Annotated in this window: 16 protein-coding genes and 2 tRNA genes; 4 read left to right on the top strand and 14 right to left on the bottom strand. The window is 47.6% G+C overall.

Annotated elements, in window-relative coordinates:
- Positions 1 to 6: 6 nt before the first annotated feature.
- From QMG91_RS16240 to mutY, 5 genes are all read right to left on the bottom strand, one after another.
- Positions 7 to 82 (bottom strand) — tRNA-Thr (locus QMG91_RS16240).
- 52 nt (positions 83 to 134) lie between these two features.
- Positions 135 to 210, bottom strand: a tRNA-Phe gene (locus tag QMG91_RS16235).
- 103 nt (positions 211 to 313) lie between these two features.
- Complete coding sequence (gene mltC, locus QMG91_RS16230) at positions 314 to 1,450, bottom strand: membrane-bound lytic murein transglycosylase MltC (RefSeq protein WP_004398323.1); 1,137 nt, start codon at positions 1,448 to 1,450, stop codon at positions 314 to 316.
- 86 nt (positions 1,451 to 1,536) lie between these two features.
- Positions 1,537 to 1,809, bottom strand: a complete 273-nt coding sequence (locus QMG91_RS16225; protein WP_004398322.1) for an oxidative damage protection protein — start codon at positions 1,807 to 1,809, stop codon at positions 1,537 to 1,539.
- Positions 1,810 to 1,818: 9 nt separating this feature from the next.
- The gene (gene mutY / locus QMG91_RS16220; RefSeq protein WP_004398321.1) at positions 1,819 to 2,871 is read right to left on the bottom strand and encodes an A/G-specific adenine glycosylase; all 1,053 of its coding nucleotides are present in this window, start codon (positions 2,869 to 2,871) and stop codon (positions 1,819 to 1,821) included.
- Between the two features lie 176 nt (positions 2,872 to 3,047).
- On the opposite strand from mutY, the gene trmB reads away from it, so the two are divergent.
- On the top strand, positions 3,048 to 3,767 hold the full coding sequence (gene trmB, locus QMG91_RS16215; RefSeq protein ID WP_022549502.1) for a tRNA (guanosine(46)-N7)-methyltransferase TrmB: 720 nt from the start codon (positions 3,048 to 3,050) through the stop codon (positions 3,765 to 3,767).
- 133 nt (positions 3,768 to 3,900) lie between these two features.
- Positions 3,901 to 4,821: a glutaminase B gene (gene glsB / locus QMG91_RS16210; protein ID WP_281827660.1), complete on the top strand. Its 921-nt coding sequence runs from the start codon at positions 3,901 to 3,903 to the stop codon at positions 4,819 to 4,821.
- A 42-nt stretch (positions 4,822 to 4,863) separates the two neighbouring features.
- Here the strand turns inward: glsB and hemW are convergent, their stop codons facing one another.
- The 7 genes from hemW to QMG91_RS16175 form a co-directional block, all read right to left on the bottom strand.
- A complete protein-coding gene (hemW, locus tag QMG91_RS16205; RefSeq protein ID WP_281827659.1) occupies positions 4,864 to 6,039 on the bottom strand; it encodes a radical SAM family heme chaperone HemW in 1,176 nt (391 codons plus the stop codon).
- 6 nt (positions 6,040 to 6,045) lie between these two features.
- Positions 6,046 to 6,645: an XTP/dITP diphosphatase gene (locus tag QMG91_RS16200; protein WP_022601627.1), complete on the bottom strand. Its 600-nt coding sequence runs from the start codon at positions 6,643 to 6,645 to the stop codon at positions 6,046 to 6,048.
- 66 nt (positions 6,646 to 6,711) lie between these two features.
- Positions 6,712 to 7,143 (bottom strand): DUF4426 domain-containing protein, encoded by a 432-nt coding sequence (locus QMG91_RS16195; protein WP_281827658.1) that lies wholly within the window; start codon positions 7,141 to 7,143, stop codon positions 6,712 to 6,714.
- 23 nt (positions 7,144 to 7,166) lie between these two features.
- Positions 7,167 to 7,457: a DUF167 family protein YggU gene (yggU, locus tag QMG91_RS16190; RefSeq protein ID WP_022549505.1), complete on the bottom strand. Its 291-nt coding sequence runs from the start codon at positions 7,455 to 7,457 to the stop codon at positions 7,167 to 7,169.
- Positions 7,457 to 8,014 (bottom strand): YggT family protein, encoded by a 558-nt coding sequence (locus QMG91_RS16185; protein ID WP_004398314.1) that lies wholly within the window; start codon positions 8,012 to 8,014, stop codon positions 7,457 to 7,459. Before QMG91_RS16185 ends, yggU begins: the two co-directional genes overlap by 1 nt.
- Before the next feature lie 29 nt (positions 8,015 to 8,043).
- Positions 8,044 to 8,862 carry a pyrroline-5-carboxylate reductase gene (proC, locus tag QMG91_RS16180; protein WP_281827657.1) on the bottom strand — a complete coding sequence of 273 codons (819 nt, stop codon included), beginning with the start codon at positions 8,860 to 8,862 and terminating at the stop codon, positions 8,044 to 8,046.
- A gap of 61 nt (positions 8,863 to 8,923) precedes the next feature.
- Entirely contained in the window at positions 8,924 to 9,634 is a 711-nt protein-coding gene (locus QMG91_RS16175) for a YggS family pyridoxal phosphate-dependent enzyme (protein ID WP_004398312.1), read from the bottom strand.
- 23 nt (positions 9,635 to 9,657) lie between these two features.
- On the opposite strand from QMG91_RS16175, the gene QMG91_RS16170 reads away from it, so the two are divergent.
- Together QMG91_RS16170 and QMG91_RS16165 are read left to right on the top strand one after the other, a co-directional pair.
- Positions 9,658 to 10,695 carry a type IV pilus twitching motility protein PilT gene (locus QMG91_RS16170; protein WP_004398311.1) on the top strand — a complete coding sequence of 346 codons (1,038 nt, stop codon included), beginning with the start codon at positions 9,658 to 9,660 and terminating at the stop codon, positions 10,693 to 10,695.
- 8 nt (positions 10,696 to 10,703) lie between these two features.
- The gene (locus QMG91_RS16165) at positions 10,704 to 11,810 is read left to right on the top strand and encodes a PilT/PilU family type 4a pilus ATPase (protein WP_004398310.1); all 1,107 of its coding nucleotides are present in this window, start codon (positions 10,704 to 10,706) and stop codon (positions 11,808 to 11,810) included.
- A gap of 82 nt (positions 11,811 to 11,892) precedes the next feature.
- Here the strand turns inward: QMG91_RS16165 and ruvX are convergent, their stop codons facing one another.
- Positions 11,893 to 12,318, bottom strand: a complete 426-nt coding sequence (ruvX, locus tag QMG91_RS16160; RefSeq protein ID WP_022549508.1) for a Holliday junction resolvase RuvX — start codon at positions 12,316 to 12,318, stop codon at positions 11,893 to 11,895.
- A 52-nt stretch (positions 12,319 to 12,370) separates the two neighbouring features.
- On the bottom strand, positions 12,371 to 12,934 hold the full coding sequence (locus tag QMG91_RS16155) for a YqgE/AlgH family protein (RefSeq protein WP_004409298.1): 564 nt from the start codon (positions 12,932 to 12,934) through the stop codon (positions 12,371 to 12,373).
- Positions 12,935 to 12,944 lie beyond the last annotated feature (10 nt).

Raw genomic sequence — 12,944 nt, 5'->3', positions numbered from 1 at the left:
AAAGAATGGTGCCGACTACCGGAATCGAACTGGTGACCTACTGATTACAAGTCAGTTGCTCTACCTACTGAGCTAAGTCGGCACACTGTATTCTTTCTAAAACTGTTCGTGCTAAGCACCAACAATCTAAATTGTGGTGCCCGGAGGCGGAATCGAACCACCGACACGAGGATTTTCAATCCTCTGCTCTACCGACTGAGCTATCCGGGCGACGGAGCGCTATTAAACGGATTTTCCGCCTTAGCGTCAACTTCTTTTTGCAAAAAAAATCAAAAAAGTGCGTTTTTGTCGAGAAAGTAAACGATACGCCACATTACCCCTTACCAGAATTAAAGTCGCGCTTAAAATTCGTCACTTTTTCAAGGTATCGCCTTGCTTCGCTGTTTGGGTGTTTTTTGGTAAGTGCCCAGTAAACCTGATTAGGCTTCAATGAGTTCAGGTCTCGCATGGCGCGTTTTCTGTCGCTTCGATGAAAAGTTTTGAGCACGCCACCAGTTCCACCGTTGTAAGCTGAAATCATACTGTATTCTAGTGATAGGGGGTGGTTTACGTCTTTCAGGTAACGATTTTTCAAAATGTAGAAATAAGCTGTTCCTGTATCAATGTTCTTTTCCGGGTCGAATAAGTATTCGGGAGTCGGTTGTCCGGGTTTCTTTTTCACGAGCTTAAATACGTCTCGACCAGCAGTTTTAGGCACAACCTGCATCAAGCCATAAGCATTTGCCCAGCTGACTGCGTAAGGATTGAAACTGCTTTCGGTTTTGATGATGGCGTAGATGAGATCCTCAGGGATGTCGTATTTACGTGAGGCTCGTTGGACGATATCTGCGTACTTGTAGCTACGTTTTTCGAAGTGGTCTTTCACCATTGGGATTTCAACGTAGTAAGACTTTTTGAAATCGATATTGCGGGTTTTCAATTGGTTGGCAATTAAATAGTCCGCAAAACGGTTGGCGCGCCATGACCATTGAATGGGCTTCTTGTCTTGATCGACAACCTGTTGGTAAAGGAAAGGTCTGCCTTCCAGTTTGATACTTGAAGAAGAGTACAGGTCGACGCTGGCAGGGTCGTCCGGCGTAAGCAAAGTGGTAACGATGGCGTTCTTCAGGTGTTTTTTGGGCTCTGTTGATGAAACGGTACTTATCGTGACTTTACCCTTAGCAAAGTCGACCTCAGCGCGGCTCTGGTAATTGTCGATGTACTTTACGTAGTTACTTTTTCCCGCTATCCGAATTTCAGCTTTACCCCATTTCTTTTCGATATTGAAAGAGAAGCTGTTCATCAAAGCGTCCAGGGCAGCGATGTCTTTTTGAAATTGTCCTGGCAGCTCAGCCAGATTTTTGGCAAATCGATTGGTGGGCTCGTAATCGATATCGTAGATATTTTCGATGAATTCACGGCTGCAGCCAACCAGCAGCATAGCGGTAAAAAAGTAGACGAGTTTTTTCATCGTTCCCCTAAAAAAAGACACCATTGTTTTCAGCAATGATGTCTTTTAAAAGCATAAAGGTAAAGTGAGGTTATGCGTTTAAGTGATCACTCACTCGGTGGTGTGTAACCTTCAATGTGAACGTCTTTACCTTCAAACAGGAAGTTAACCATTTCCACCTCGAGCTCTTTGCGATGCTCTGGGTCCATCATGTTCAGCTTTTTCTCGTTGATCAGCATGGTTTGTTTGTGCTGCCACATTCCCCATGCTTCTTTAGAGATGTTGTCGAAAATACGTTTACCCAGATCGCCAGGGTAAAGCTGAAAATCAAGTCCATCGGCTTCTTTCTGCAATCGAGCACAAAAAACAGTGCGGCTCATAGCGGCTCCTTAATTAATTTCAAAAGGTAGGCTTTCAATCAGCTGCTTTACCGGAGCAGCTAAGCCAATTTCTTCAGGTTGAGACAAGTTATACCAGAGACCTTTCGTTCCTTCCATGACCATATCGGGTTGCTTGGAAAGTTTGAACAGCACTGGAGTGATATCTAGATGATAATGGCTAAAGGTGTGCCTGAATGCGATGAGGGTTTTCTCATCTTCCACTGTGGATTCAGAAACAGAGCGATTGTCTAATTCAACTTTCAGTTCTGCATCTTCTCTTTGTGGGAAGCAGAAGAGTCCACCCCAAATACCACTCTGCGGGCGCTGCTCTAACCAAATGTGGTTGTCATGGTAGAGCAGAGCGAACCAGGTTTCTTTTACTGGTTTCTCTTTCTTCGGCTTTTTGCCCGGGTAATCCAACTGATTCCCGTTTTTGTTGCTCTCACAAAGAGTGGAAACCGGGCAAAGCGTGCATTTAGGCTTGCTTCGGGTGCAGATCATTGCACCCATATCCATCATTGCTTGGTTGTACTTATCGACATCGGTCGATGGAGTATGTGCTTCCGCGTATTCCCAAAGTTGGTTTTCCACCTTTTTCTGCCCAGGCCAGCCTTCAACAGCGAAACTGCGTGCCAGTGTGCGCTTCACATTGCCATCCAAAATGGCGTGGGGCAGTTTATAGACAGAAGAAAGTACAGCTGCGGCGGTTGAACGCCCAATTCCCGGCAAAGCGTTCATGCTTTCCAGATCTTGTGGGAACTCTCCGTTGTACTTATCAGCGACCTCTTTGGCGGCTTTGTGAAGGTTACGGGCTCGGGCGTAATAACCCAATCCTGTCCATAGGTGGAGGACTTCATCCTGTTCTGCGTTGGCGAGATCAGTCACCGTTGGAAAACGTTTCAGAAATCGCTCGTAATAGGGGATTACCGTGGCTACCTGAGTCTGCTGAAGCATGATCTCTGATAGCCAAACCGAGTATGCGGTTTTGTTTTGCTGCCAGGGTAAATTCTTCCGCCCGTAAGCGTCATACCATGTCAGAATTGCCTTTGCGAATGGGGTCACGACTTGCTCTGCTTTTTGCTTTTATTAAGAGCAAAATTGCACCACACTTACGGCTGGATGTAAAACCGACAAAATGTGTGGAAATGAAGTGTGGTTTTTCTTCGAATAACACTTGCACCAAAGCCAATTCTTTGGATAATCCCCGCTTTGATCAATTAATGCGCAGGCAATAATCAATGAGTGAAGTCACCACTAACGAATACACAGAAGACGGCAAACTGGTACGTAAAGTTCGCAGTTTTGTTCGCCGTGAAGGACGCCTTACTAAAGGTCAGGAAAACGCGATGAACGAGTGCTGGCCGACAATGGGCATTGATTACCAGGAAAAACTTCTGGATTGGAAAGAAGTCTTTGGTAACGACAACCCTGTGGTTCTGGAAATCGGTTTTGGTATGGGTGCTTCTCTGGTTGAGATGGCAAAAAATGCCCCTGAAAAGAACTTCATTGGTATTGAAGTGCACAGCCCAGGTGTTGGTGCATGTTTAGCGGCTGCGCGTGAAGAAGGCGTCACCAACCTGAGAGTTATGTGTCACGATGCGGTAGAAGTGTTTGCGAACATGATTCCTGATAGTAGCCTGACTACTCTGCAACTTTTCTTCCCTGACCCATGGCATAAAAAGCGCCATCACAAGCGCCGCATTGTTCAGTTAGATTTTGCTGAAATGGTACGTCAGAAGCTGAAGCTGGAAGAAGGTATTTTCCACATGGCGACAGACTGGGAAAACTACGCTGAGCACATGATCGAAGTAATGAACGAAGCGCCAGGTTTTGAGAATACAGCAGAAAATGGGGATTTTGTTCCTCGTCCAGAAGATCGCCCGCTAACCAAATTTGAGGCTCGAGGTCACCGTTTGGGACATGGCGTCTGGGATATTAAATTCAAGCGTGTAAGCTAAGCGACTCTTAATCCAATAGTTTTAAGAGCACATTGCCGCTTTAAGCGGGAAATCGATGCTCAACAATAAAAAGCCAACGTTATGTTGGCTTTTTTGCCCTCTGTTGCAGAGGAATAACAATAAAAGGTCAAAAATGAAACCTACAAACTTGTTGCTTGCTAACATCTTAGATGAAGTGCGCCCGCTCATTGGGCAGGGCAAAGTTGCTGACTATATTCCTGCCTTAGCAAAAGTTCCGAACGACAAACTTGCCATTGCGGTGTACACCAACGATGGCAAGGTATATCAGTCCGGTGATGCGGATGAACCGTTCTCGATTCAGTCAATTTCAAAAGCGCTGAGCCTTACGCTGGCAATGGTGCTCTACAAGCCGGAAGAAATTTGGGAGCGAGTCGGAAAAGAGCCCTCTGGGCAGGCGTTTAATTCAATGATCCAACTTGAGATGGAGCATGGGATCCCGCGAAACCCGTTTATCAATGCTGGTGCGATTGTTGTCGCCGATTTGCTTCACAGCCGCCTGTCCGCGCCCAGACAGCGTCTTTTGGAGTTTGTGCGTCAGCTGTCGGGCGACACTCATATTGTTTACGACAAAGTGGTAGCGGCGTCTGAAATGATGCACAGCGACCGAAACGCAGCCATTGCGTATCTAATGCGATCATTTGGCAACTTCCAGAACGAGGTAATACCTGTGCTGAACAATTACTTCCACGCTTGTGCCGTGAAGATGAGTTGTGTGGATTTGGTGAAAACCTTCAGTTATCTGGCGAACAAAGGTGTATCAGTTCAAACGGGTAAGCAAGTGATCACACCTACGCAAACCAAACAGTTGAATGCACTTCTGGCAACATGTGGGCTGTACGATGGTGCAGGGGAGTTTGCTTACCGTGTAGGAATGCCGGGTAAGTCCGGTGTGGGTGGCGGCATTATTGCGATTGTTCCGGGGGAAATGACCATCGCGGTGTGGTCGCCAGAGTTAGACCCGTCTGGTAACTCTCTCGCTGGGACTCGTGCGTTAGAGCTCTTGTCTGAGCGGATTGGACGCTCAATCTTCTAGCAATAAGCCAATCAGAAACAGATAAGGCAGGTTTTTCCTGCCTTATTCGTCTTCCTCTGCCATAAAGGCTTCAAGCAAATCGTTGAGAAACAGCTTTCCTTTCTCCGTTACCTGCCAGTGAGTGTCGGTTTCAGACAAATAGCCCAGCTCCAGTGCGTCATTGATGGTTTGCTGAATATAGGAAATCTCTAACCCAGTGGTGTCAGGGAAATCTTGCTTTGGACAGGCTTCAAGTAACCGAAAGCGGTTCATAAAGAACTCGAATGGTCGATCTCTGTCTTCCACCTGATGCTCTTTATCCAGGTAAGGTTTGACCATGTTCTGATAAGCCGCGAGGTAGCCCCTAGGGTGTTTGACTTTGGTGGTGCGAACGATTCGCCCGTCAGCAAAACTGATTTTGCCGTGCGAGCCACAACCAATGCCGAGGTAGTCACCAAAACGCCAGTAATTCAGGTTGTGCTGGCATTGAAATCCCGGTTTGCTGTAGCCCGAAATCTCATATTGCACATAACCTGCGTCGGTTAACTTCTTGTGCCCTAAATCGAAGATGTCCCATAAGTCATCGTCATCGGGCAGAGTCGGCGGCTTGTAGTAAAACATGGTGTTGGGTTCGATCGTCAGCTGATACCACGAGAGGTGCGGCGGATCGAGTGCGATCGCCTTATCAAGATCATCCAACGCCTGATCAATGCTTTGATCAGGCAGGCCATGCATGAGATCCAGATTAAAACTGTTCAATCCGATCTTATGCGCAAGTTTGGCGGCATTAACGGCTTCGTCCTGCCCGTGGATACGCCCGAGCCGGTCGAGTTTTTCCTGTTCAAAACTCTGCACCCCAACAGAAATGCGCGTGACACCGACTTTTCGATACCCTGCAAACCGCTTTGCTTCAATGGTGCCAGGATTGGCTTCCATGGTGATTTCTATATCAGGCTTGAACGGCAGTCTCTGTTCGATACCCGAAAGTAGATCGCCAATGCCCTCAGCCGAAATGAGGCTGGGGGTTCCACCTCCGATAAAGATCGAATGCAGTAACCTTGGATTCTCATTGAGCTTGTAACGCTCAATATCTGTCTCTAAGTCTTCTAATAGGGCTGCAATGTATTCCGCTTCAGGGATGTCAGCTTTAAGAGCGTGAGAGTTGAAATCGCAATAGGGGCACTTTTGTACACACCACGGGATGTGTACATAAAGACTTAACGCTGGTGGCTGGAGCATAAAACCTTAGATGCCTTGCTGTTTAAGCTGGTCAAAAAGCTGGCTGAGGGCTTTACCGCGATGGGAAAGCTGTTTCTTACGGCTAGGCTCAAGCTCGGCAGACGCACAGTTATCTTCCGGTACATGGAAGATTGGATCGTAACCAAACCCGTTTTCGCCATGCGCTTCCGTCAGGATGCGACCTTCCCACTTACCGTGACACACAATAGGAGTTGGATCGTTTTCGTGGCGCATCAAAACCAATACACAGTGGAAACGCGCAGTGCGATGTTCTTGAGGCACATCTGCCATTGCTTCAAGCAGTTTCTCAAGGTTTTGTTGGTCGCTGGCATCTTCGCCAGCATAGCGCGCAGAGTAAATGCCCGGAGCACCTTTCAGAAAATCCACTTCCAAGCCAGAATCGTCTGCAATGGCTGGCAGACCCGTTTCCTTGGCGGCGTGGCGTGCCTTGATGATGGCATTTTCAATGAAAGTTGTACCTGTTTCGGCAACCGACGATACGTTGTAGTCGCTCTGTGCAACCACATCAAAGCCAAATTCAGCCAGCAAGCTCGCCATTTCTTTTACTTTGCCCTGATTGCCAGTGGCTAGTACCAATTTAGTCATTCGAAGTTTCCTGTCTGGTTGATTGGAAGCGGCGCAAGGATAGCATTTTTCTGCGGATGCGCTCTATTATTCTTCTACATAGAACTTCTGAGTGAATCGTATCGGTCCTTTACCGGATAAGCCTGCATCAATGTCTATGGTGAAGGTAAAGGTTTCTTCATGGGAAATAGAAAACTCCGCCAGATAATAGATGGCGTTGCCTTCTTTAACCTCATGAAAAGTTAACTCCTTCATTTGCCCAAGCAGGTTTTTGGCGCTGCCTTTCACTCCAGCAGTAATAGCGGGTTTGCCGACCTGGGCGTTATCCAGAATGCTGATGTTCAGCAAAGCGTGGTAGCCATCTCGGGATAAGTTGTACTGCCTTGCGATTTTTGGAGTAAGAAAAGCGGTGTTAAATGCCGAGTAATGAACTTCGACGTCTTTGATAGTTTTGAACTGACCTGCTGTTGCTGGTGCGACGAGACACAGCGCCAACAGGGCGGTTAGCCATTTGCTCATGATTGCTTCCTCTAAAAAAGCCCTCAGAGGAGGGCTTGAATTTCGTTGGGCAGGTTTTGTGGGGAAATGATTCGGACTTGTTTATGTCGCCCGAGCTCTCCCTTCTCTATTGTCACTTGCCCTTTAGGAACTTTAAATTGCTTCGCCAGATATTTGATGAGGTGGCTGTTTGCTTTACCGTCGACTGGTGGTGCGGTGATGGCGATTTTCAGTTCATCGCCATGCTTGCCTACAATTTTGTCCCGGCTGGCTTTGGGTTGAATGTACAGCCTCAACAAAACCTCATCATTTTCTATTTCTACAGCCTTGGACATTATAGGCGGAACCAGATGTCTCCGATCACGTCACCCATCATGATGTTGGCAAACTGAAGAAGGATAAAGAGAACCAGCACGCTCAAGTCGAAACCACCCATTTCAGGCAAGATACGACGAATCGGCGCCAGCATTGGTTCTGTCAGTTGGTGGAATACATACTCAATTGGGCTACGTCCCTGACTGACCCAGCTTAAGATGGCGCGAATCAGCAGAACCCAGAAAAGCAATCCACCAGCCGCTTTCACTAAAGAAAGTGCGCCCAGGTATAGGAATTCTGCGCCAAATGCGAAATTGCCATTGGAGGAAATCGCAACAATAGCGACGAACTTAAGCACACACAGCAGGTACGCAAACAGAATCGTCGCGACATCAATACTGCCAATGGAAGGAATAATCCGACGAAGTGGACCCACAACAGGCTGAGTGGCTTTCACGATAAATTGTGAGAACGGGTTGTAGAAATCTGCGCGAGCCATTTGAAGCCAGATGCGCAATATGACCACCATGATGTATAGGTCAAACAGGGTGGATACCAGAAAATGTACAGAATTCATTCTTTACCCTTAGTGATTTAGAGTTAGCGTTAGAATAATCTTTCCATCTCTTCAGCGCGGGCTACCGCCGCTTTCATTGCTTTAGAGACAATATCAGTCAATTGATGTTCGTTGAAGGTGCGCAGTGCTTCTGCGGTGGTACCACCTTTCGATGTTACTTGTTCACGCAGAGTGCTCAATTCGGTGTCTGGATTCGCGACAACCATTTCTGCTGCACCTAATGCCGACTGCTGCACGAGCAGCCTGGCGGTATTTTCGTCAAAGCCTTGCGCTATGGCTTCAGCTTGCATCGCTTCCATAAACAGGAAGAAGTAGGCTGGTGCGCTGCCCGCTGCGGCAATGATATTGTTGATGCCTGCTTCTTCTTCTACCCAACATGCTTTGCCAACGGCTTCGAGAAGTTCGTGAGCAAAATTTTTGTCGTCTTCTGATACTGAGGGTAGCGCAAAAAGCCCGCTCATTCCCTTACCAACAAGTGAAGGCGTATTAGGCATCACACGAACCAGATTGAGCTTAGAACCCAGCATTTCTTCCAATCGCACAGCCGAGATTCCAGCAGCAATCGAAATCACCAGTTTGTTGCTGTAATCCACATCTCGCAGGTCTTCACAAACTTCCGCCATCATTTGAGGCTTTACCCCCAACACAATGACATCGGCATTGCGCGTGGTTTGCAGGTTATTCAAAGAAGTGTTCACCCCGTATTGCTCTGCCAACAGGGCGAGCTTGGACTCCGTTCTGCCTGTTGCAGTAATAAAGTCAGCCGGGTAACCACTGGCAACCAAGCCTGCAATAATGGAACGCGCCATGTTGCCCGCACCAATGAACGCAATGTGTCTGTGTTCCATGTTCAAAAGATCCTAAATGTTAATCGGCGTTCAGAGGCTAATCCTGTCCGCTTTAAATGCTTTATTGTTTGTTGCTGTAGTCCCGAGCCCCGAATATGGCGGTGCCGATGCGAACCATAGTACTGCCTGCCTCAACAGCCGCTTCCATATCGCCACTCATTCCCATGGATAACACATCTACATCTGGATATAGATTTGCCAGCTTAGTTTTGAGTTCAGATAACTGATTAAAAGCAGCAAGTTGGGAGTCGTAGTCGCTGACATTGGCAGGAATTGACATCAACCCTTTTAATGTGAGGTTGGGAAGGTCGTTTATCAATGCTGCCAGTTCAAACAATTCTTCTTCATTAATTCCTGATTTGGACGCTTCACCACTGGTGTTGACTTGAATCAGCACGTTCAGCGGTGCCATGCCTTCCGGGCGTTGATCATTGAGACGTTGTGCGATTTTGGCTCTGTCGACCGAGTGTACCCATGCAAAATTTTCTGCGATAGGTCGAGTTTTGTTGGACTGTATCGGACCGATAAAGTGCCATTCGATATCTTTGTCGCTATAGTGTTCAGTAAAATACTGAACTTTATCAACACCTTCTTGTACGTAGTTCTCCCCAAATGCAACCTGCCCAGCTTCGAGTGCCTCGGCAATGGCGGCGTTAGGTTTTGTTTTACTTACGGCTAAAAGTTGCACCGAGCCAGAAGCTCTACCACACTTTTCTTCGAGACTGCGAATTTGTGCGGTGATCTGCTTAATGTTTTGTTGAATACTACACATAATTGACTTAATTAAGGATTTTTATGGATATCGCTGAGTTACTGGATTTTAGTGTAAAGCATAATGCATCAGATCTACATCTTTCTGCTGGAGTTCCTCCAATGGTCCGCGTAGACGGCGATGTACGTAAGTTGGGCGTGCCTGCTTTTACTCATGCTGATGTTCACCGGTTGGTTTTCGATATTATGAACGACGCGCAACGCGCTGAGTTCGAAGAAAAACTGGAAACGGACTTCTCTTTTGAACTGCCTAATGTTGGTCGCTTCCGTGTGAACGCTTTTAATCAGTCACGCGGGTGCTCGGCGGTATTTCGAACCATTCCTACCGAAGTGCCAAGCCTGGAGCAAATCAGTGCGCCTGATATTTTTACTCAAATTTCCAACTATGAGAAAGGGTTAGTATTGGTTACCGGTCCGACGGGTTCGGGTAAATCCACCACACTTGCCGCCATGGTTGACCATATCAACCGCAATCACAACAAACACATTCTTACGATCGAAGATCCGATTGAGTTTGTACACCAAAGTAATAAATGCTTGATCAACCAACGAGAAGTTCATCGCGATACGCACAGCTTTAATGCGGCGCTTAGAAGCGCACTGCGTGAAGACCCGGATGTGATTCTGGTGGGTGAGCTTCGTGATAAGGAAACCATCAGCCTTGCATTGACGGCTGCGGAAACGGGTCACTTGGTGTTTGGTACCTTGCACACCAGCAGTGCAGCCAAAACCGTCGACCGTATTATCGATGTGTTCCCTGGCACCGACAAAGACATGGTTCGCTCGATGCTCTCTGAATCGCTACGTGCGGTGATTTCTCAAAAGCTGCTTAAGCGCTTGGGTGGTGGTCGTGCTGCCTGTCACGAAATCATGCTGGCAACACCAGCGATTCGAAACTTGATTCGTGAAGACAAAGTCGCTCAGATGTATTCGGTTATCCAGACGGGTGGAGCTATGGGGATGCAGACCACAGAGCAGCATGCCAAGCAGCTGATTGCTCAAGGGGTGGTCGATGCTGACGAGGTACGTACCAAACTTGAATCCGATTCTATGGGCTTTTAGGTGGCGACATGGAACTGAATCAAGTTTTATCAGAAATGGTGTCTCTGAAGGCATCAGACATCTACATCACGGTAGGTGCGCCAGTCCTGTTACGTGTTCACGGAGAACTGCAACCACTGGGTGAACCACTGACTGAGCAGTCTGCCTTTCATCTACTCGATACAATGATGGATGAAGAGCGTCGCGCGGAATTTCGAAAAGAAAGAGAGTCCAACTTTGCCATCGTTCGAGATGTTGGACGTTTTCGTGTGAGTGCGTTCTTTCAGCGTGAACTGCCTGGTGCGGTATTGCGCCGAATCGAGACGCAAATCCCTACCTTCGAAGAGCTCAAATTACCGGATGTTCTGCAGGATCTTGCCATCGCTAAGCGAGGTTTAGTGCTGGTGGTTGGTGCGACTGGCTCAGGTAAGTCCACCACCATGGCTGCAATGACGGGCTTTCGAAATCAGAATCGCACAGGTCATATCCTGACAGTGGAAGACCCGATTGAATTTGTTCACGAGCATAACCAGTGCATCATCACCCAGCGTGAAGTGGGTTTGGATACCGAGAGCTATGAAGTCGCACTGAAGAATTCACTTCGACAAGCACCAGACATGATTCTGATTGGTGAAATTCGCTCCCGAGAAACCATGGAATATGCCATGACTTTTGCGGAAACCGGTCACCTCTGCATGGCAACACTGCACGCTAACAACGCAAACCAGGCATTGGAACGTATTCTTCACCTAGTGCCAAAAGAGCAGAAAGAGCAGTTCCTGTTTGATTTATCCATGAACTTGCGTGGTGTGATAGCGCAGCAACTGATTCGCGATAAGAGCGGGCAAGGGCGGCATGGTGTATTTGAGATTCTTCTGAACACCCCAAGGGTATCCGACCTGATTCGTCGTGGTGAGCTGCACGAGCTGAAAGCAACGATGGCGAAATCCAACGAGGCGGGGATGAAAACCTTCGACCAGTGTCTGTATGAGCTTCTGTCGGCAGACAAGATCACCGAGCAAGATGCGATGCACAGCGCTGACTCTGCGAATGATTTGAGGTTGATGATGAAAACCAAGCAAGGCGGAGATTTCTCTGGCGGCGCGCTTGATGGTGTGAAAATAGACATGAACTAGATGTCTGATTTCTCCAAAAACAATAAAGGGAAGGTTTTTATACCTTCCCTTTTTATATTCAACCTGAGTTCCGGGTAAAAGCTTAGCCCCACTGAGCTTCAAACCAGCTTTCCAAAATCACCACCGCCGACTGGCAATCGACATTGCCTTTGCTTAGCGCTTTGTATCCGCCCATAGCAAACAGCTCGGAGCGAGCTTCGGTAGTTGAAAGCCGTTCGTCGTGCAATTCAACAGGTAAACCAAATCGACCATGCAGACGGTTGGCGAACTTTTTGGCTCGTGGTGTGATGGTTTCAAGTGCGCGACCGTGCAAGTCGGCAGGTAAACCCACAACGATTAAATCTGGCTGCCATTCTTTGATCTGCTTTTCGATGTCATCCCAGTTTGGAATGCCATCGTTGGCTTTAAACGCTTTCAGCGGGCTGGCCGTGCCTGTGACTTCCTGACCAATGGCACTGCCAATGCTTTTGGTGCCATAGTCGAAAGCCATGATGGTTCTTGATGTCATGAATATCTCGGTGGTCTGTTCGAGTGCTGGTATTTTCGGTTATTTGAATTAGCTAGGCGTGTCCAACCTGTGAAGAAAGCTGGCTGGCATCAATGCCTAACATCTGAACCGCTTTTTTCCAGCGCTCGTGAATTGGCGTGTTAAAGATGACATTTGGGTCTGCTTCGATAGTGAGCCAGGAGTTATCCGCTAACTCACTTTCTAATTGACCCGCTTCCCAGCCTGAATAGCCTAGAGCCACTACGTAGTTATCTGGTTCCGCTTCAGTACCTAAAACGCTTAAAATGTCCTTAGAGGTAGTAACCGCAAGTGATTGGGTCATCTGAATGCTGGACTGGTAATGATCTTTAGGTTCATGAAGTATAAATCCGCGATCTTCCGCAACCGGACCGCCATTGAGAACGGGTTTCTCTAAACTGTCGGTATTGAGCTGAGGATGCACTGGATCCACTTCAACCTGCTTCAACATACCGCCCACGGAGATATCAATCGGAGCATTAATGACAATGCCCATAGCGCCATCGTCACTGTGTTCACATAAGTAAACGACAGTGCGCTTAAAAAACGGGTCTTTCATGCCGGGCATGGCGACCAGAAAATGATTCGCTAAATTCATAATATCTCCA

It is taken from the genome of Vibrio nigripulchritudo (assembly GCF_027924785.1).
Taxonomy (GTDB): domain Bacteria; phylum Pseudomonadota; class Gammaproteobacteria; order Enterobacterales; family Vibrionaceae; genus Vibrio; species Vibrio nigripulchritudo.
The sequence above is the reverse complement of the archived record's forward strand: the minus strand, read 5'-3'. Positions and strand labels throughout refer to the sequence as shown.